The organism is Mucilaginibacter lappiensis, from assembly GCF_050433765.1.
GTDB classification, from domain to species: domain Bacteria; phylum Bacteroidota; class Bacteroidia; order Sphingobacteriales; family Sphingobacteriaceae; genus Mucilaginibacter; species Mucilaginibacter lappiensis_A.
Window position 1 is genome coordinate 299,409 of record NZ_JBNPWP010000004.1, and the last position, 21,713, is coordinate 321,121.

Genomic DNA, 21,713 nt, shown 5'->3' on the forward strand with positions numbered 1-21,713 from the left:
ATTAATAAATAACAATGAATCAAATATAAGGATTTTAATTGTTCTAACTATTTGAGGTGAAATCAAGAAACAATACTTTAAGAAAGGATAGAATGAACGTCTTTTATTTAATACTGATAGGGAATAAAAAATAGTCTAATTATAACTGCCATTGCTTTTTAATCCAAGATTTGCTGTATCTGCTCAGTTTGATCCGCTGCGATTCCTATCGTTTTCCTTGTCTTCAAGCCAGTGTATACTTTCCGTTTGCAGCATTTTTTGCCATTTGCCCATGGCAGGAGCTAAATGTCTTAATTGATGTTTTGTGCTATCGCTTCATATAATTGCTCAAAGTTCGACCGCTGATGCACTTCAGCTGTAAGTGTATTCATATCTCTTATCTTGTTTATCAGTTGGGGTAAAAATGCCCTTATTTCATAGTAAAGGTCGAGATCTTCCCGAATACCCTGTAAATTGGCAATGGAAACTTCTTTCATGGCACTTTCCAGTTCCGCCATCTGTATTTCCCAATATTTTACATAGCCAATAAGGTTTATTGTATCAAAAATGTTTGCGTCTTTTAGTAACACAGGGAATATTCTTTTTGCAAACTCACCTTGACTTGCTATCTGCAATAATTCAAATAAACAACTCTTAGACTTTAGGTAGTGGTCGCTGATAACCAGTATGATGCATTTTCCTTTACCTATCGTTTGCATAAAATCTTTTATGCTGCTCTTAAATTTCATATCAGTTTTATCGTGCACCACCACGATATTCCGGTCTTTTAGTGCACTAACTATTGCATTGGTAATTGCCTCACTTTCGCCACCCCAGGCGTACGAAATAAACACTTGCCCTACCGACTCCTTAACATTACGAACAGATCTACTATATTCTTCCTCGTATTCGTGCAGCAAAGATAAAAGGTTGCTGGTAATCGTTGCAAAAGCGATGGTATCTTCAGAGGGGCTTAATATGCCGATGATCAGGTCTTTTTTGTACTTCCGATACCTTGCAGAAATGGCGTAAGCTGTTTCATTTAGTTCCATCTTTTCAGTAATGAGTAAGGTGGCTTTTATTGCCTTTTCAATATCTCCTCTTTTAATCAGGGATCGTATTTCTGAAGTCTCCACAAAAGTTATATTTTATATTTCAAATATATTAATTTACCGGTACTTGTCTAGTATTGTTCGCTGATTTACAGCTGGATACGGAAATATTTTTTTTAAAAAATATAAAATACAACTAAAAGTTGTATATATTTATTAACATTAAATTTTTTCACCAATGGATGAGCCTGTTGTCACAAAAACTAACAGTCCTGATTGGGATTTTTTACTTGATACATTAAAAGAGGAGAAGTGTATACTGCTTTTGGGGCCAGATATTATTAAGGTGTCTGATCTTAATGATTCGGGCAAAGTACATAGTGTGCAAAATGCGCTGTTAGATTACCTTAATGCTTACCAAGACTCCAATATCCTTAAATATTACAGCCAGGATGAGCTTTTTTTATTTAAGGACATGCCTTCTCAAACAAAAACTTACTATAAGATAAAAGCATTTTATGCCAAGGCTACTGTAAAACGAACTATATATGAAAATATCACTAAAATCCCCTTTCCCTTAATAGTATCTGTATCGCCAGACACATATCTGAAACAAGCCTTTAAAGCAATGAAATTCCCACATCGCTTTGAAGTATATAACAAAACCCAAGCTCCCCATGACATTACCGCCCCTATCGGGCAAGATCCTGTAATCTATAATTTATTTGGCTGCACAGAAGAAGAAGAATCATTGGTTTTAACTCATGATGGATTATTTGATTTTCTGAGTGCGATAATGGGGCCAAATAAACTTCCTATTGAGGTAGCAAATACATTTCAACGGGCCACAAACATTATTTTTCTTGGGTTTAAGTTTGAAAAATGGTATGTACAGCTTTTGTTGAGATTATTGAAAATTCATAATCCACTCTACCGATCATCCAAATATTCGATTAAGACTGACAGCACCGGCGAATCCGAAATTGAAGATCTATGCAGGGCACAATTCTCTATTAATTTTATTGATACCCAGTTAGAGGATTTCATAGAAACATTATGTGAAAAGTGCAGGGAAGAAGGCCTCCTGCGAGGTGTCGAAAATACTTCATTAATATCAGTGGAACTTCATAGAATTCGCCAAATAATAACCAACGATAAGATAGGAGAGGCATTCACTGAGCTTACCAAAGTACTTAAAGGTGATTACCCCTTCAGTAACTCTTCTAATAACGACATGCTGGACAATATACAAGGAAGTTATAATTATTTCGAGCAGAACAGAATGAAGGGCATACTATCGAATAGCGAACAACAAACCCAAATGAATAACATCAGAACAAGGCTTATAGATTTTATTTCCTTTCTTGAAAATCAGTAGCGCTTTTAACAGATCTTATAACAACGTGATGGCTTTAGGATTCAGATACCCCGGCATAAAACCGTTTTCAATCGAAGACCAGGATCTTTTTTTTGGTCGTGACGGGGATATTAATACCCTATTTAAACTGATATGTGTTGAGCAATTAATAGTGCTGTATTCAAAATCTGGCTTGGGAAAAAGTTCGATATTAAATGCAGGTATAACCCCAAAGTTAAGAGAAACTGGCAACTTCGATATTCTAAACGTAAGATTTGGAGTTTATAGGCCCGAAAATCAAGTTACTCCGCTGGAAACACTATTAGAGAAAACAGGGCTTGACAGTAGGTATACCAATGTTTCTCCTGATAATACTAAAAATAGTAATACCAGTGAAGCTTGGCACGCTTTAAAAGCTATCCAAAAAAGTACAGGGAACAAAAATATACTAATCATCATTGACCAATTTGAAGAATTATTCACCTACCCGGAAGCTCAGATAATTGACTTTAAAAAGCAACTGGCCGAAGTGTTATATGTTAACATCCCCCAGGGTGTACGGATTGAACTGGAAAAACAAATGATTAATAATCCGCAAGCCATTAGTGATGATGACCTTAAATTTCTGTTCGAGCCCCTTAATGTAAAGGTACTGATGTCCATCCGGTCAGATAAAATGAGCCTACTCAACAATCTTAAAGATTGTATCCCGGGTATCTATGGGAAAACGTATGAACTTATGGCGCTCGATATTTCGCAAGCTAAAGATGCCATTCTGAAGCCTGCCTATAAGCGCGAAGAAACTTTTTTGTCGCCTCCATTTGATATTTCTAACGATGCCCTTGACCAAATTTTGCTTTTTTTAACGAAAGACGGGAAACAAAAAATAGAATCTTTTCAGCTTCAGATAATTTGCCAGTTCATGGAAACACTGGCAATAGAAAAGGGACTTCGGATCATCGGTACGGAGCACTTAGGTGATATCAACGATATTTTTGAAAACTACTACGATAATTTAATTTCGAAACTACCTACAGCAGAAGATCAGCAAAGAGCCAGGGTGTTTATAGAAGAGAAATTGATTTTCGAGGAAGACAAAACCCGCCTGAGTATATATGAACAGCAAATTTTACGCGATTATAACGTAAGCAAAACCTTGCTTGCCGAATTGGTAAACAGCCATCTGGTGCGGGCCGAACCTAACACCGCCGGAGCATTGTCTTATGAGCTAAGCCATGATACCCTTGTAGATCCCATACTTAAGGCCAAGGCAAAACGGCTGGAAAAGTTAAAGATAGAAGAAGATGAACAGAGACTAACAATAGAACGGGATCTCGCCGCCAAGCAAAGAAAAAAGTTACGGAATACACAATTATTACTGGCCTGCATCTCGGTATTGGCTATAATTTCGATTGTGGCATGCGTGTATGCCGTTAGCATGAAAAATGATGCCAATGAGTCAAAAAAATCGATAGAAACAATGAACAAGCAGCTTGATAAAAGTAATCACATTTTAACAAACACCGCAGACGACCTCCGACTACAGAAGGACAAGACAATCGCGGCACTCCAAAAAGCCGATAGCGCTAAATTGGCTGCAGAAAATCAAGTAAATATAACAAGGGCATTGAATCGCCAACTGGCTGTCGCAAATGCTCAATTGAAAAAAAGGGCTTATGAGAAGTTTGATGGCCTTTTTCAATCAACTATATTTATGCAATCTAAACTAATAGATACTGCATTAAAGCAACAAGGAAGGAGTCTTTGTCTGGAGTATTTTTTAGCGAACGAAACGAATAATTATAATTTTGCTGTTAGTCTGCTAAACAATTTAGCTAAGGCGGCGGACTTGTCTGTTAGTGAGCAATACAGTGCTATGTACCAAATAAAGGTAATATATGATAAGAATAAAAATTCCGGAGCCAGGGAAAAAAATATAATAAATTTAGTTGGCCTGCCAGTATTTAATGATGTTTCAAAAAAGCAGGAGATATTGCCCATTTACGATGCATCCCGCCTTCATACTACAGCATTCGCTTTTTCACCCGATAGAACCAAATTCGCGTATAACGTAGAAGAAGGTGTTGTGACAGGGCAATTGGTGGCTGATAGTTTGAAAATTGATTACATACCAAGTTTTAAACACGGCCCACATCTCACTTCCATAGGACTCAATAACGCAGGCGAAATTGTTGCCAGGGAAAAGGGCCATTTGGTGTATTCGGTAAATGGAGAAAAACGACTTTTAGCTTTACCTGTAGACAGTAGCGCCATTTGTAAGCTATCGCCCGATGGCTCAATACTGTTCACAAGAAAAGATAACGTACCGCTCTTGTGGAAAACAAGTGCGCTTATTAAGGGGCAGCAGGCTAACCCGATATCATTTAAGGATTTTAACCAAACGGTATACTTGACTGCTTTTTCTCCAGATAACCAATTAATTGCGGTTGGACATGTTGACGGTGTAAGTATATTTGACTTTACGGGGAAATTGGTTAGCACCCGCACCGTTACTGGCACTAAGATTTATTATGAGGCCGGAAAGGACAGAAAAGTGCCTGTCCAAGTGTATGTTACGGCTTTAAATTTCTCCCGCGATTCAAAAAGTATAATCATTGGTACATCTCAGCAGGAAGTTATGATCTCAAACCTGTATAAAGTGCAAACCTCGGGACAAATGTTCGATTTTAAAGAAAAACTAAATTATATAGGCAGTGTATCGTTATCGCCAGATGATCGAAATATTTTAGCAGGTTCAGCAAATGATGGAAAATATATTGTGCTGAATATACCTGGGGGCTACTTTAAGAAATTACCTATAGATACAAATGTTATCTATGCCAATTTTCTAAGTAGTAATACTGTACTTTCTGTCGGGTATCATGGTAAAGTCACCACTTACAGGATATTTCCTAAATTTAACAGCTTACCAATTGCTATTGCCGAGGTACAGATTTTAGATTCCTCCGTCTTTAAAAAGTCAAATTTGTCGAATAGTCCCCAATTTGATCTAATGTTATCGAATGACCCCCAATTATTGCACAATAGGGGGAGTGCTTTCCAAAAAACGGTGAATAACAAGGATTCGCTTATCAAAGCCAAACAAATTTTTACCCGGCTGGTGACTATCACAAAAGAGAACCCGGTATACGATTACCTGGAACATTTGATTGATGTAAATACCAGTTTAAATGAGTTGGAATCGAAAAATTATTTCGCAAAAGTTGTTCGTCTCAAAGAGAATATAACATTATTTGGTGATGTGCTAAGACTTTCTGTTTCAGATGATGTGAATGCAGTTACCACCAAAAGCCTTTCGAACGACTGGGGCAATCTGGCTTACAATCAGTTATTTATAAAGAATTACAAAGAGGCTATTTTGTCGTCACAAAATGGCCTCCAATTAGTAAAAACAAACGACTGGATATATACCAATTTGGCTTTGGGTTATCTTTTAATCGGCGAGTTTGATAAAGCTAAGGCTATTTACCTGCAGTATAAAGACAAAAACTTTTATCAGTCGAAAAACACATTTAAAAAGACATTCATTGATGACCTGGTTGATTTAGAAAGCGAAGATATTATTACAGCCGAGGATACAGAACTTTACGCGCACGTAAAGCAAATCAGGGACTTGCTGAAGTAAGGTAAAGGAACATCTAAAAGGTTGGGCTATTTAGTAAACTGTAAACGATTATCCAAAAACTAAATAAAAGAAATCATGAAAACCAAATTACTTTTTATGTTTTGTTGCGCTTTGATACCTTTTTGTATCAGCGCCCAGGGAATCAAATTTATTGATAATAAGGCCTGGAAAGATGTTTTGGCAATGGCTAAAGTTCAAAAGAAGCTCATTTTTTTAGATGCATACGCATCCTGGTGCGGGCCATGTAAGCGTCTACAAAATAATGTTTTTACTACGGCGCAGGCAGGCAGCGAGTATAACAAGAACTTTATAAATGTAAAGATGGATATGGAAAAAGGTGAAGGCGTAATGCTGGCTAAGAAGTATGATGTTAAAGCTTATCCAACTTTGTTCTTTATTAACGCAAATGGACAGCTGGTTCACTTAAGTGTTGGGGCGCTGGAGGTAGAGGACTTTGTTGCACTGGCCAAAGATGCCAGGAATCCACAAAAGCAATTTTATACCGTGCGTAACAAGGCTATGACCGGCGTATTGACGCCCGCTGCTTTTGGCGAATGGTTAACTGTCGCCGATAAAATAGAATATAGCGGTGTTGATGAGGTTATGACTGGATATATAAAAAGTAACCAACATCCGCTGATGGAAAAAGAAATGCTTAACCTGGTTTTGGATTACGCTAAAGTTTTAAACGATGACCAGCTAACCTTTTTAAAAACCAACCGCTCCCGCGTGATAGAACTGACCGGCAGAACGCCAAAGGAGTTTGATGATCTGTTTACAGAAAAAGTAGTGAGCAATGCAATCAATAAGATGCCAGCTAATGGCGAAATGGATTTTGAAAAACTTAATACGTTAATATCCGCCTATCTCTCCGCTGAGGATGCCGCCAGTACCACAAAGAAACTAAAAACGCGTTACGGATTAAATAATCAAACACTATCATTCGAGGAACTAATAGCTTCAGACGATGAAGAGGTTTTAACCGTCGGCGCAAAGTTTTATTATCGCGACAAAAAAGAATACCTCAACAAATCGAAACAGCTCTACCTTAAACTCCTAAAAATGGGGAAGAAAGAGAAGCCATCAGTATATACATTTTATATCGTTCAATTAAACAATGCATTGAATACAGCTGATGCTGAGAATCATTTTGGCAAAGTTGAGCGATTAAAACAAAGTATATCGCTGATTGAAAAGAACATGCAGGATAGTACTTCAGCTGATTATTATCCCCCAATTAAGTTGTCTGCATTATATGGGAGTCTAGCTTGGGACCAACTTTTTATTAAAGATTTTAAATCGACAGTCTCTTCGGCAAAAAAAGGAATTGAGCTGTTTAAAGGGAACGATTGGATTTACACCAACCTGGCGCTCGGCTATCTTCTTAGCGGAGATGTTAACAGCGCAAAAATGCTTTATGCCGATCTTAAGGATAAACCGTATGCTAACGGTGACAAATCCTTTAGGGAAGCTTTCCTGAAAGATTTTGATGATCTTGAGCAAGAAGGCATTATTACCCCCACGGATGCAGATCAATACCGTAGTGTAAAAGAAATAAAAACCATGTTAACTCAATAAAATATCACTGAAATATTTCGGCTCCGAGTGTGGAAAGACTAGTTATAAATGTTTTAGCAAATAGATGATAAGGATATTGAAACATAATCCAATCAATGTTTTTTTAATTATCATATAATAAAGTTGTGGGTCGTTTGGCATGCGCTCATGGCCTTTATTGGCCGGGGAGTGGAGAGGTATGGGCTGTATAGGTTACAAAGCCATTATGATTTTCGTTTGGCACACAAGCCTGGGGCTTTGTGGCAGTGAAAGATTAGTTTGTTTGAAAAATTTATTAATTATTGCTATTTTTAGCTAAACTTTATCATATATGAAAAGAAGTTTGGATGATATTGAATATGAGATAAAGCTTAATGAACTTGAAAGTCTAAAAAAGGAAAATAAAAAAATCTCTGGAATATCTCCCACCTTAGTTACCATTATTGTTACTTTAATTACCATTTTCGGATCATTTATAGCTTCTTTTATTCAAAAAAACAATGAACTTGAACTTGAACGATTGAAGTTTGAATCTGAGTTAATAATGAATGCTGTAAAAGGAAATGATTCAAACTCTTGTGTAAATAATTTGAGATTCTTTATCAAGGTAGGACTTATAAAAAATAATGCTGTTAAACTGAATGGTATTCTTGATGACAATAAAACACCTTTGTTAAAATTAGACTCTTATAGCGGAATTAACCCTGTATATACTTTAGATGGAACGGTGCTATTACCTAAAAATACCTTGCCACAAGATGTAACAATTTCTTTTTGGCCGCGAACAATGGATGGTACCACTGAAAATTTAAAACAAGTTATAACACTAAATCAACAAGGGAAATTTAAGATTGAACATCTTGAAGAAATAGTATATATTATGCAAATAAAAAACAAAGAAAAGGTTTTAAGTACAAGAATCTATTACCCGAACAAAAAGAATAAAAATGATATTAAGATATACGATGTTAGCGCAGGTAATTAACAAGCAGCTAATATTGGGTGTTTAAAATTTTTACTGTAGTCTTTTTGTGTTAGTTATTATGATTAATTATAAATGAAAAAAGTATTGCTATTTATAGTAACAACACTTGCGTATTCTGGTGTGTTTGGTCAGATTCTTAAGCCTGTAAGTTGGAGTTACTCGTTGAAAAAAACAAGCAAGTATAACGCGATTATTTATTTAAAAGCATCAATTGATAAAGGCTGGCATATTTACGCTCAGGACATTGAAGAAGGAGGTCCAGTAAAAACAACTATTACTTTCAAACCATCTGAAAGATTTCACCTTTTAGGTAAAACAACCCAACCAAGCCCCAAAACGAAATTTGAGAAGATTTTCAATCTCAATATCAGGTATTTTCAAAACACCGTAATTTTTCAGCAAAAGATTAGCGTTAAATCAAAGAATCTTCAAATTGAAGGGAATATAGAGTTTATGGCTTGCGATGATAGTAAATGTCTACCACCGGAAGACGTGAGTTTTAGTGTTGTTGTTAATTAAGTTTTTTAACAATACCTGGCTTTTATTTAAAAATCCCCCCCCTTGTCGGATTTGTCTCCGATTGGTTGACAATAGCGTTCCGTTCAATTGGCCGGCTTTATTTTCTAGCACCTGCAATTCAATGCCGTGCTGTTTAGCCTGTTTCATTATCAGGCTTTGCACACCGGCTACACCCCGGTAGCATTCTGCCGAGCCCTTGCCCGATGTGATTTGTATCATCATCTTTTTCATCATAACTCCTTGTTCATTCTAACAATACCTGGGAAAAACTTTCCTTGGATATCAACCAGTATAATACTCCTCCAAATTAGGTCAAATAAATTTACGACTTTTATACTTTAATTATTTGACCTAATTTGGAGGAGTATTATATATTTTGACTTTCAATCTTTTCAACTCTTGTTTTACTCATTATCGTTTATCGATATTTACTTAACCGATACAAAAAGTAATTATACTATGATTATCAATTAGTTAATCGATTTGAGGTACAAAATAGATACAAAAAGCGTTAAATTAGATACTAAATCAATAAGAGACCATCTAAGTAAATATTAAATTTCGATTCAACAGGTAATTATTATGCAATTCTTTTAAATAGAAAACGCAGTAATTTATTAATAATCGAATTACAATTTCGCCTTGCAAATTACTCCTTATTCATTTTTTTCAACAAGCTAAATACTTAGCAGAAAATATGAGTATATTTGCTTATGCCATGGACGGTGCTAAGCGCCTGACGATGGCTAATGCTAAAGAGACCGTTAAGCGTAAAGGGTGGTATTATATACCATTACTGTGTTTGATAACCTCTCTCCTGTGCAACCCCAATTACACTTTTACTTGCAGGTTCAGGGTAACCATATCGGTGTCATTTGGAATTTTAAAGGGCAGGGAGCAGCGGCCTTCAACTATTTTCAAAAAAGTTGCAAATGTGATAAAAAACATTAGATTTACGTAGCGTAGATGCGCCCAAAAAAATAGCATGAAAGGTAAAAAACAAACAAATGGAGCCTGGCCGGTGGCCGTGGACTAAAGATTAAGACAATGGACGGTGCTAAGCGCCTGACGATGGCTAATGCTAAAGAGACCGTTAAGCGTAAAGGGTGGTATTATATACCATTACTGTGTTTGATAACCTCTCTCCTGTGATTATGATTGGACCTGCAAGGACTGTTAACAGTTTGGACCCACATTTCATACATATATGTCATCAAGAGTTAAACCTACCTTATTAAAACAAATATCGCAAGTAAAATTCCTGTTAGAAGCATGGCGTCTGTTGAATACTTCTAACAAGAAATCTACCGGCTTATCCAAAATTTCGATCAAAGACTTTGAGGCCAATCTCAAAAATAACATCAAATCGTTATCAACTTCATTATTGAACGGATCCTTTAGATTTTCTGCTGTAAAAGGTGTTGCCTTAGCCAAAAAGAACAAAGGGTTTCGCCCTTTGATGATATCAGAAGTACAAGATAGAATAGTTCATAAGGCTCTCGCACTAAAGCTGGAAGCAAAACTTTCCCGCAAATACAAGATCAAAAACATTTGCAGCTTTGCTTACCAAAGAAAGCTGAGTATTCAAGACGCCATCTTAAAAATGGCCTCGTATTATCAACAAGGTTATAAATATATACTTGAAGCAGATATCCAAAGCTTCTTTCCTACCGTCGATAAGCAAATGCTCTTGAATGATATTTGCACCAACCTGCAAGATCATACGCTTGATATCTTGCTCCAAGGGTCACTAAATCAGGAGTTAGGAAACAGAACTGAACTTAAACAACGAGACCAGAAAATTTATGATGACATTTTTTCTAGCGCTGAAGAAGGTATACCCCAGGGCAATGCCTTATCTCCCTTGCTGGCCAATATATTCTTAGCTAATTTCGACCAGAGAATGATAAAGTCGAAAATAAAAATGATCAGGTATGCAGACGACTTTATTATATTGTGCAAAACCGCTGACGACGCTAAAAAGGCGTATTTGATAGCCATAGAAGAATTAGAAACTAAACTTAGTCTAACGCTTTATCCATTAAAGGACAAAGCGGCCGGGAATGAAAAGATAAGCAGAATACTAAAACCAACGGAACATTCTTTCAGTTTTCTGTCCGTTAAATTTGACGGGGTGAAATGCTCAGTGTCCGATAAAAAGGTTGTTGCAATTATCTCAAAGCTTAGAGATCTTTCATCCCAGAAATCACTAAAACAAAATTTCCCCGGTCAAGAGCTCGGCTTTTTACAAGTATTGGTTAAAGTTAGAAACGCAGTAGAAGGTTGGATTGCTGCCTATAGCTTTTTGGATATCGATAATCAGATTGCAGATCTAGATAAACACGTGAATATAACCCTATATAACATATTCAACGAATTTGGTTTCCCTTTAAAAAAAGGCAGCTCTGATGAAATAAGAACCCGAAAAACTTTAAAAACAAGTGGTGATGCGTCAGTTTTTTTAGATAGGAATAGTAATTTAAAAACTGGCCTTAACGAAAAACAAAGGAGAAGTACAGGTATTCCTCCGTGTATTGAAACGTACAAAAAATCAAAACCACCCATGTCGTTCGCGGAAAGAGTTAATGCTGATATTTCCCAAATCCGTACTAACAAAATGGCGACTATTTTAAATTGAGAAGCCCTAATGTAGTATTCTTTTCAGTCGTCAATGACATTCGCTCCAGGCTTCCAAAAAGTCAAACTAAGTTCAACTGATATCGTATCGACCTCCCTGCCCCCTCCTGCACAAAAACGCTCATAACTTGAAGCTCTTGCAGGTCACGAGTGGCGGTAGCTTTAGAAGTTTTAGTGATGCCAATATATTTCTTAGCCGTCATCCCCCCTTCAAATCCGTCGGCACCTTTTTCCAACATCTTGTTTACTGCTTTTAATTGTCGCTCATTAAACTGATGTTTATATCGGTCGAAGAATTGAGCTTTCTTCAACGTAAACTGCACCATAGCCTTAGCATCGCGCTGGGCTTCCAAAATTACAGAAGCGAAATAATTAATCCAAGCAGTGATATCCAATGACCGCTGCGCTTCCTTTAAGGCGGCATAATAGGCCGTTTTATCGTGCTCAATGATTTTAGAAAGGCTGAGCATTATAGGTCGTCCGATGGATTGTGACAACGCCTTCTCTGCAATCGCTCGACCAATACGCCCATTACCATCTTCAAACGGATGTATGGATTCAAAATACAAGTGCGCCACAGCCGATTTCAATACCGCTTCGGCAACCTCTCCTTTCAATTGAAAGGCAGCATTATTGTACCATTTAACAAACCTCTCCATTTCTTTAGGAACATCTGAAGATGGCGGTGCTTCATAATGTACTATCTCTCGGCCGTACGAACCTGAAACTATTTGCATAGGCTCGACCCCTATCCGCCATTGGCCAGGATTAACGTTACGTGCATTGATCATCAACATATCGTGCCAAGCCTGGAGCATATCCAAACTCATCGGCTGATCAAATGATTTCCGGACTTCGAGCATCAATTGAGCCACTCCTTCAGCACGTTTGTCTTTGACATCAATTGGCGTTTCATTTAGTCCGAGATTATTTCGGATAGATGATATTACATCCTCTCGGCTGATGTACTCGCCTTCAATTTCGGAAGTTTTAACCGCCTCAGACAGCATAAGCTGTAGCAGCGTTTCATACTTTAAGTCGTCTGATAGTCCTTGAATAACACCACTTACCTCTCCGGTTTCTTGCGCAAATGCCAGGATTAATGGTTGGATTTCCTGTACTTCAAAAATGAAGTTAGGCCATTTTGGAAGTTGCCAATTATACATAATGAGCCGATTAGGGTATTTATTCGGCTCAAATATAATAAAAACTTGAGCCGATTTTAATTTTAATTCGGCTCATCTCTTTAATCCGGTTCTCGAAGTGAGGCGTTCATTTTATTGAGATAGCTTTTGACAGCAGAAAGTAACAATGTTTTATTCGTTTTGAAAGCACTCTGAAAAGCTTCCTCTCCTTTTTCTAATAGTAAATCAAGTTTCCGCTGTAGATTAATATACGGTACATAAAATCTATCTCTTTCCCCATGATCAAAATATGCTAATTTTTGACGTAACATGTTAATATAATCGGCAAGCCCATAATTAGATGAAGAATACTGGGTAAGATCTTCTATAGATCTTTGAAGATTTTCGACTTCTTTTAAATGAATTAAAATTAACGCCTTATCCATTAGTTTTCTAAACAATTATTCCTATAGTCCGGGTATATTAAACATCGTCAAACTCGGAGATTATCTTTTCTGCAGTAACCAAATTCCCACACCCAATCAGTTTCTCAATAATAGTGGATACACCTAGATTATCTTTGATTTTATAAGCATGTAGATACAACAAAGCCTCTGACGACAATAATATAAATCTTTTTATATCAGTCGTCCAAGTTATTTCATCCCCTCTTGTTCCCCTATTTCTATTAATTTTGAAACCTTGGGTATTATATAATCATAAATATTAAAATTGGCTTTTATCGATAGTGGTTCATTTTTTAAATCATTTAGACTATTGGGATCAGCAATTTGAATAGTTGATGGTTCTGTTTGCGGACGGCCTTTAAAATACCAGAAACAATGCTCTATATCCCAGTTCGTTAAGTTCTCATTCACCTTAATTGATAAAAACCTTTTGATGTCTTCATTAATTAAAAAAAACTTCTTATAATTTAAAGATTGACCATTTTCATCCCCCCCAAAATTTAGCGCCTTAAAAGATTCAATTATGGATGTGTAAATTATTGGCCATTTTATAGGATTACAAATTTGCCAAAAATAGGACAAGAAGTAACCTACCGACGAAGGGTTAGGAGATTTTCGTTTATCCGAGCTTATTTCAGAAAGTTTAATTGTGAATAACTCAAGTCTTTCAATTTTTTTTATGGCATCGTTTATATCAACAGGTTCTTTAATTACATCTTTTAATAGTTCCGTCAAAGCATCCAATTTACCTTGACTCGCTTTCGTTAATAGATTAAAATACATTTGGCCTTTTGCAGCAGGGAACCCCCAAAAATTATTCCGCTTATTATAACCATCCAAAGTAGTTTTGAATGTTGCTAAATCATAACTACCATCATAAAACAGTGATAAAATGGTTTTGATATCCTTTATTGCATCTAATCTTTTATTATCAAAATCGATGTTTTTATAAGAGTTCCCTTTAAGATCATAGATCGCTCGTTTAGCGCCGATGTAATCCTCCCAAACATTATATATTTTCCCTTTAATCAAATCGTCCATTAATATTTTTATAAAAAGTCAACCTTATCAATTTCTTTCATTATTCTGTTAGTTTCATTAAGCGCAACAATAATTTTTTGATAATGCAATATATCATCAAAACTTAATTCTCGGCCTTTCCGATCTTTTAGCCATTTTTGAGCCGGTTGATAGCCACCTACAAAAAATTTCCAGATATTATTTGGAATCCCCCCAAAGTACTGATTGGAATTAATATACACTTTGCCATCGTCGTAATAAGGAGCATTTACCACATTATCACCATCTTGCGGATATGTAGTAATATAGTTATGTACTTCGTCACTTTCCATTAAATGTAACTGCCTAAGTTCACCACCTAGTTTAACTAATTCCCAAAAAGTGTCCACATCATTCGGATAAGGAATTCGAGGAAAATCTATTTTTAAAAACTCTTTATATTTCTCTCGATAGGCGGGACAGTGCAAAATAGCATATATGTAATCGAGTATGTCTATTGGTGCAAAGCTATTTTCATTTGATTTTTTTTCATGGACAAAAGTTAATCCTAATTCGTTAGCTATTAGTTTAATAATTTCTTTGTCAAAATTTGGAATTCGAATTGTTTCCTCTTCTAAATTGATTTGATCAGATTTGTTTGGATATAAGTATAAGGGAAAAACAGTGCTCCTCCCTCTATAGAACATGTTACAATCAACTATTGTATCACTAATCGAAACAATGTTCCATTCATCTCCACCTATAGCCTGTCCCTGCCTGCCTATGACTAATGCTATATTATTATCAAGCATGTGATTCATTACCGAACTGCGGGGATATGAGTGAAATCCTTTAGTTTTCCCAGTATAAAATGTTTTCCTTTTATCAAACGGTCTATATAAGACCATTTTAAGCTCAGGCCTGTTTATTTTTAAATCCTTAACTGCAGTATCCAATGTCCAATCTCTACCATCTTTTTCCAGTGAGTACTTAATTCTGATTTCAGAGTTACTTAAATTAATAAGATCATCTTTTATTTCATATAAAATCTTATTATCAAACTGAATGGTCAAAATATCTCTTTCGGTAGTAATTCCTGAGGCATTAATAGTAAATAACTCATTCACACTGAAGCTATTGACTTTTGTTAACTCTATGCCGTTAAAATTCTTAAACATAAATTCCTTTTCATTATCAGAAAATGTTATCATTTCCCAATTAATGTTTTGCATTGAATAATCTTTTAAAAAATCATACTTTACTGCCCTGCTTCCTTGTAAATCAAATTTGTACACTTGACCCAAGCCAGTTTTGTTTGTTTTTTTTATAAAAATATTGATTGATACTCCGGGTTGAATATCAAATACATTTTCGTCCTTTGATCCGTCCAGTGATTTTTCTTTCCTTTTGGTGCTCCCATGTAGATCTAAGACGTAAATCTTGTCAAAACTCTCTAACAAGCTCCTCCTCATTTGCCTATGTACTAAGCCATCTATGAAGCTATTATTTGTTATATAAGCCAAAATTCCCTCTCCATTTTTCTCCACAAAATGTTGCCCAAAACGTATGAATTTAATATAGTCGTCGCTTAACGGTTGGATATTGCGTTCGTTCAAATTCTTTTTATAATCTGCAATTAGTTTTTCAATCCACTCGCTTTTATTGTTACTACTAACAGAGTATGGAGGATTACCCATTACTACCATTACAGGAGTATCACGCTTAATGTGGTTCGCTTCATTAGCCTCACTACTTAACCAACTGGCAAATAATGTTCCTGTATCTGCATGATGTTCTTCTAAACTATTTGTTAAATAAATACGAAAACGCTGATTTTTCGTTGATTTAAACCCTGTTTCCGCAAGTAGCAAATCCATTTTTAAATGAGCCATCGCATAACTTGCCATTAATAATTCAAAGCCATTTAAGCGCGGGATTAAATGATTTTCGGCATAGTTGCTCCAGATTCCTTGTTGTCCTGCAAATTTTAAATATACGTGCTTTATCACCTCAGCCAAAAATGTACCCGTGCCGGTAGCCGGATCTAATATTTGTACTTTGTGCACTTCTTGTTCTATTTCAACCTCTTTCAATTTGGATCGTTGATCTGAAGTCGCCTTAGTAACTTGTTTTTGTTTTATTTTTATTTTGGTGTTATCCGCCAAGCCTTGAGGGAGATTAAACTCTGTTTTCAATATATCATCAACAGCCCTTACTATAAAATTAACTACAGGCGCTGGTGTATACCACACTCCCCGAGCCTTTCGTAAAGCTGGATCATATTCAGCAAGAAAAGTTTCGTAAAAATGAATAATAGGGTCATTTAGTTGAGTTGCTTTTCCAAAATTATTCAAAATTGCCGCCACATCCGTAGCTCTAAAAATGTCAGCAAGCGCATCAACTATCCATACTATACGACTGTCTAAATCATAGCCAGCAACATACTGAATAGCTTCCTCAAAAATGGATTGGTTTTTGGAATTAATTCTGCGGCCTCCTGTCTTGAAAAATCGTCAAGTGTAGTATCATGTAAACGGGCGGCAAACATTCCGTAAGCAATGGTTTGTGCATATATATCAGCAAAGTCTCGCGGCTTAATGTCGTGTATCAAGATATCCTTAAAAGCGTGCATTTGCTCTTTGAGTGAACTATCTTCCTCATTCTCTACATCACTACTTAAAGCTTTTTCAATAACTTGTGAAAGCAATTTGGCCTTATCCGCCATCATTACAGCTAACTTTTGGGCCGATTTAATAGTTTGTCCTACGTGTGCGCAAAAGCTTTTTATAAGGCTATTAAATTGATCGAAATTTTCAGGAAGTGGCTTAATATCATGGTCAACAATTTCGGCTATTCTAATTTTCGACTTAAGCTCACCATCTATAAATAACCAAAAATCAACGTAATCTGTGATAATCAAATTATTCAATGATTTCCGATACCTATCAAATTGTTCTTTATAATCTTTATGGCCTATGTCTTTACCAATATCTTTGGCTTCTATATAACCAACCGGTATTTCCTTTCTTGTTATAATATAATCAGGTGCGCCGCAAGCAATGCGTTTCGGCTCATTTGTAACCATAACTTCAGGCACAATACTTTCAAGTAATGTTCTTAAATCACCTCTATAGCTATGCTCGCTTGATAATCCAGTTTTATAAAGCTTTTGTACTTGTTCGATGTATTGACTTACAGTCATTTATGTATTTGGGTTTAGATTGAACAAGGTATAAAAAAACACAAACTTAATATGTAATATTATATGTTACCGGTTGCAACTATTTTAAAAGTCCTATTAAATATTTATAATATAAATTAGTGCTTGAAAATCAAACCATATAAATAACCATATCCAAAATGAATAACGGCTTCATTTACAAGTATTTTAACAACCTTATCAATTTTTTAAAATATTTAAACCTTTTAGAATTGTTTAAATTTATAGCCAAAAAATTGGTTAAGAACCAAAATGACTCAAATAAAGTCATTAAATATAGAATTGTTGCAAGCGATCTATTTATACTTACAAAATGGATATTTATTTTATTAATATGGTTTTTAGGAAAAGATAATTTTTTCTTAAGATTATCTATGTGGTATTTAATTATTTCAAACTTATTTACCTTTTTTTACTATCTGGTATGGAAGGAGGACTTAATAATAAATCAAAGTATAGCAAGAAGCAAACGCAGATTTATTCATGTTATTCAGGCGGTTTTTTTTTCACATTTTTCGTTTGCTCTTCTTTACTCACTATCGTATAAAACCGACTTCACTTCCACACAATCAAAAATACATTGGTTAAACTATTTGTGGTATAGTATATCAAATTCCGTATCTGGCAATTACGACGTAATCAAACCAATAACTGACTGGGGATATTCTGTCTCAATGATACAATTTATCATAACATTCCTATTTGTAGTAGTCATAATTTCAAGAGCCATACCAGAAACGAATAGATAAATTCTCAAGTCAAATGCGATTGCTATTTGAATTATGCTTTTTATAAAGTACGTTTGGGGCAGGCCTGTCACAATTAACATAACCTTTTATCCAATCCAAATCCGGATTTTAGAATTTCTGCTTAATACTTGGCTTATTTTACACAATCTAATTGATCGTTCAAATGGATGAATTTTATCCCGAGGAAGTATTTTCTGCCTATAAAAAGCTTAAACATTATTATTATTACGACAATACCTCATTATTTCTTCGGCAAAGAATTGCCCAGTTTGAAGACGAAATTGATAAAAGTTGTGACAACATGGATTTTAATGATGCATTTGTAAAATGGACTGAAAAATTTGCTACCCAATTAAATACGAAAAAAAATTGGAAAGCTTACTTTACCAAGAATATTGAATATAAACTAACACCGAAATCCTTTAAAAAGAAAACTTATAGTTATCTCACAAATAGATCAGAGAAAGAGAAGCTAGAAATTGAAAGAATTAATACATTTATTGACGCCCCCATTGAAGTCCATATAATTGCAGTACTATGGCTAATGCATGCGGGCAGGTTTTTAGTAAATTTAGTAGATCAAGACAATTACGCCTACCAACTAGAGTTAGATGGAGAAGAAGATGAACAAAAAGTTGTAAATGGCTTAAGACTTTACAAACCTTATTTTATTCAATATCAGAATTGGCGTGATAACGCGCTCAAAAAAGCAGAGCAACTTATAGAAGATAAAAAAGACATTGTTATCTTAAGCTTAGATATAAAAGAATACTTTCATTCAGTTAAAATAAATTTAGATAATGTTAAGATTGACCTCTTTAAAATTAAGCCTGAACTAAAAGACAATGAAAAAGTAATCAAATTATTTAAACTACTTGATTTAATAAATTTAACTTATACAAAAAAGATTTTACCCCATTCTACTATTCACACTGCAAAAGAAAGTTGCCTTCCAATTGGATTATTATCCTCAGGACTACTGGGGAATTTGCACTTATCAAAGTTCGATATTGCTGTTAAAGAAGAATTGAATCCCAATTATTACGGCAGATACGTTGACGATTTACTATTTGTTCTTACAAATGTTAAGATTGAAGAAAATGCAGTTTACCCTATAAATGATTTTATCAGCAAATATTTTGTAAGGAGGAAACTTTTAGAATTCGACAATTTATCCTCTTTAAATGAATCTTTCTATAAAACAACCCAATTAAATAAAAAAGTAAAATATTCTTACAGGAATCCCAACGTTATTCCAGATGATTCAGTAAAGTTTCTTGAATCTCTTTCGGAAGCACAAAAATTAAAATTCTGCATATCATTATTCCCGTCTTTGAAAATACAAAGTAAAAAAGTTGTGTTACAAGACTTAGATCACAAAGAATCACCGGCAATCTTAAATAAATTCAAGAAAAACCTGGATAAAAATAGAAGTGAGTTCAGATTCTTACCCGAAGAAGATAAGGTCGATAAAGAGTTTGATGAAGAAGCTTTTAATATGCATTATAGTGATTCTTTAAACAAATTGAGAAGTATTAAAGAGTTTAGTGAGGACAAATATGGTGCTTCAAAATATTTAGCCGGCAAAATTTTTGCCGCATGTTTGAGCGATGAATCGGCTGATCCGAAAACAAATAAGCAGATTCTTACCTTTTTTAAAGGTGTCAACGGGATTTCATTTCATACACTTTGGGAAAAGGTAGCAACTTATTTCATTATTAACAATCAAAGTAAAAGCCTCTTAGAATTCTACAATCAAAGCAAAAAAGCTATAAAGAATATAAGCTTCGAACATTACGAAGACATACAAAATCCCAATATCGAATTTATAAAAAGTAAGATAATCGACGATATTAACGATTATTTACAAGTTGCAATTGCAACTCCTTTGGCATTTAACCCCTCCATGAAATTTGAATTCCTTAATAAAATAGAATCTGCATCTTTTGGGAAAATCAAAGAAACGTCAATAAAAATCAGGCATGCAAATTTTATTCGACATTCCTGGGTAGGCTTGCCAAGTTTAAATTTCACTGATTATGTCTTTAAATTAGATGAAAAAAAAGAATATCTGAATCTCTTAAAAATTAAAGAAGCCTCTCTTAATATTTGTTCTTTAGAGATTGATCCACGATTAAGTTTGCTATCTCCAAGATATGTTCACTTTCATGAATTAAACGTACTAGAAATTTACAAAACTGTTCAATCGATTAAAGAATTAACGTCGAATAATATTCAGGTATTTGATTTTATCCCAGATATTGCCTTTGACAAGTATTGGCAGATAAATTACCTATGGAAAAAGTCAACTAATGATGAAACTAACAAAACAATTTTAAAAGCGGATTACTTTTCGGTTACACCCATTCCATCAGCAGATATTAATAAAATAATAAACTATAATGATAAAGTGGTGTACGTAAATATACCGTCTCTCAATTCAAAAAAAGAAAATAAGAAAATTGCCATTGCGAATGTAAAAGTTGAACCCAATAATATAGAAGCAAGCTATTTAAAACGACCTAATCTTAAGAAAGATAGAAGACAGCTTCTTTTTAAGCTTTTAAACTTAGTAGAAGAAGAGAGATGTGATCTTTTTGTACTGCCTGAAGTTTCAGTACCATATCAATGGCTTGGACTATTAGCCTATCAGTCAAACAGGCGATCATTAGGAATAATTGCAGGTCTAGAACATTGGATTAATGCACATGGCTTTGCTTTCAATTTTATGGCAACCATATTACCTATCAAAAGAAATAATTACTCAACCTGTCTAATTAAGATAAGATTAAAAAACCATTATTCACCCGAAGAAAAAAGACAGCTAAAGGGATATCGGTTGTTAATTCCAGGAGAAACCGTTCTTTCAGCTCAAAAGAGATATGATTTATTCCATTGGGGTAAAACCTATTTTTCCGTGTATAACTGCTTCGAATTAGCGGACATACATGACAGAGGCCTTTTTAAATCCCGGGTAGATTTCATCATAGCTTCAGAATATAATAAAGACACAAATTATTTTGCGGAAATAGCGGGATCGTGGGTAAGAGATATACATTGTTTTTTTGTGCAAGTAAATTCTTCTAATTATGGTGATTCACGTGTAATTCAGCCTGCTTCAAGTTATAAACGGGATATTTTACAAATCAAAGGAGGTAAAAATTCCACAATAGTCGTTGGCGAATTACCTATACGGGAACTACGAATGTTTCAACTTAAAGAATATGAGCTCCAAAAAGACGATTCAACATTTAAGCCCACACCTCCAGACTATTCTGCAAAATCAGTCGAAGGTCGGATTAATGACAAAGATTTAAACAAACTCTAATATCGAATCGACTTACTCTTAAACAACAACAACTAACACCGGGACGGTAAGCCACAAAAGTGCGCCGGGATCTATAAAGCCGAGATTTGTTGTT

The 21,713-nt window shown here is 35.0% G+C and carries 13 protein-coding genes; 7 read left to right on the forward strand and 6 right to left on the reverse strand.

Features of this window, described 5'->3' with window-relative positions; all coding sequences use genetic code 11:
- Positions 1-290 precede the first annotated feature (290 nt).
- The gene (locus M2273_RS14460) at positions 291-1,115 is read right to left on the reverse strand and encodes a TIR domain-containing protein (protein ID WP_429397985.1); all 825 of its coding nucleotides are present in this window, start codon (positions 1,113-1,115) and stop codon (positions 291-293) included.
- Between the two features lie 154 nt (positions 1,116-1,269).
- On the opposite strand from M2273_RS14460, the gene M2273_RS14465 reads away from it, so the two are divergent.
- From M2273_RS14465 to M2273_RS14490, 6 genes are all read left to right on the forward strand, one after another.
- On the forward strand, positions 1,270-2,409 hold the full coding sequence (locus M2273_RS14465; protein WP_429397987.1) for an SIR2 family protein: 1,140 nt from the start codon (positions 1,270-1,272) through the stop codon (positions 2,407-2,409).
- Positions 2,396-6,034, forward strand: coding sequence for a hypothetical protein (locus tag M2273_RS14470; protein WP_429397989.1), 3,639 nt, complete (start codon positions 2,396-2,398; stop codon positions 6,032-6,034). Before M2273_RS14465 ends, M2273_RS14470 begins: the two co-directional genes overlap by 14 nt.
- 96 nt (positions 6,035-6,130) lie before the next feature.
- A complete protein-coding gene (locus M2273_RS14475; protein ID WP_429398667.1) occupies positions 6,131-7,612 on the forward strand; it encodes a thioredoxin family protein in 1,482 nt (493 codons plus the stop codon).
- 310 nt (positions 7,613-7,922) lie between these two features.
- A complete protein-coding gene (locus M2273_RS14480) occupies positions 7,923-8,576 on the forward strand; it encodes a hypothetical protein (protein WP_429397991.1) in 654 nt (217 codons plus the stop codon).
- 72 nt (positions 8,577-8,648) lie between these two features.
- Positions 8,649-9,095: a protein-disulfide reductase DsbD domain-containing protein gene (locus tag M2273_RS14485; RefSeq protein ID WP_429397993.1), complete on the forward strand. Its 447-nt coding sequence runs from the start codon at positions 8,649-8,651 to the stop codon at positions 9,093-9,095.
- A gap of 1,207 nt (positions 9,096-10,302) precedes the next feature.
- A complete protein-coding gene (locus tag M2273_RS14490; protein ID WP_429397995.1) occupies positions 10,303-11,733 on the forward strand; it encodes a reverse transcriptase domain-containing protein in 1,431 nt (476 codons plus the stop codon).
- Between the two features lie 61 nt (positions 11,734-11,794).
- On the opposite strand, the gene M2273_RS14495 is transcribed toward M2273_RS14490, so the two are convergent.
- The 5 genes from M2273_RS14495 to M2273_RS14515 form a co-directional block, all read right to left on the reverse strand.
- A complete protein-coding gene (locus M2273_RS14495) occupies positions 11,795-12,898 on the reverse strand; it encodes a Fic family protein (protein ID WP_429397997.1) in 1,104 nt (367 codons plus the stop codon).
- A gap of 80 nt (positions 12,899-12,978) precedes the next feature.
- Positions 12,979-13,302, reverse strand: a complete 324-nt coding sequence (locus tag M2273_RS14500) for a hypothetical protein (protein WP_429397999.1) — start codon at positions 13,300-13,302, stop codon at positions 12,979-12,981.
- A gap of 210 nt (positions 13,303-13,512) precedes the next feature.
- Positions 13,513-14,364 (reverse strand): hypothetical protein, encoded by an 852-nt coding sequence (locus tag M2273_RS14505; protein ID WP_429398001.1) that lies wholly within the window; start codon positions 14,362-14,364, stop codon positions 13,513-13,515.
- Between the two features lie 8 nt (positions 14,365-14,372).
- Positions 14,373-16,688, reverse strand: coding sequence for a type ISP restriction/modification enzyme (locus tag M2273_RS14510; RefSeq protein ID WP_429398002.1), 2,316 nt, complete (start codon positions 16,686-16,688; stop codon positions 14,373-14,375).
- Between the two features lie 56 nt (positions 16,689-16,744).
- Entirely contained in the window at positions 16,745-17,524 is a 780-nt protein-coding gene (locus M2273_RS14515; protein ID WP_429398004.1) for a hypothetical protein, read from the reverse strand.
- Positions 17,525-18,454: 930 nt separating this feature from the next.
- Between M2273_RS14515 and M2273_RS14520 the strand changes: the two genes are divergently transcribed.
- A complete protein-coding gene (locus tag M2273_RS14520; RefSeq protein WP_429398005.1) occupies positions 18,455-21,619 on the forward strand; it encodes a reverse transcriptase domain-containing protein in 3,165 nt (1,054 codons plus the stop codon).
- The last annotated feature ends 94 nt before the right edge of the window (positions 21,620-21,713 follow it).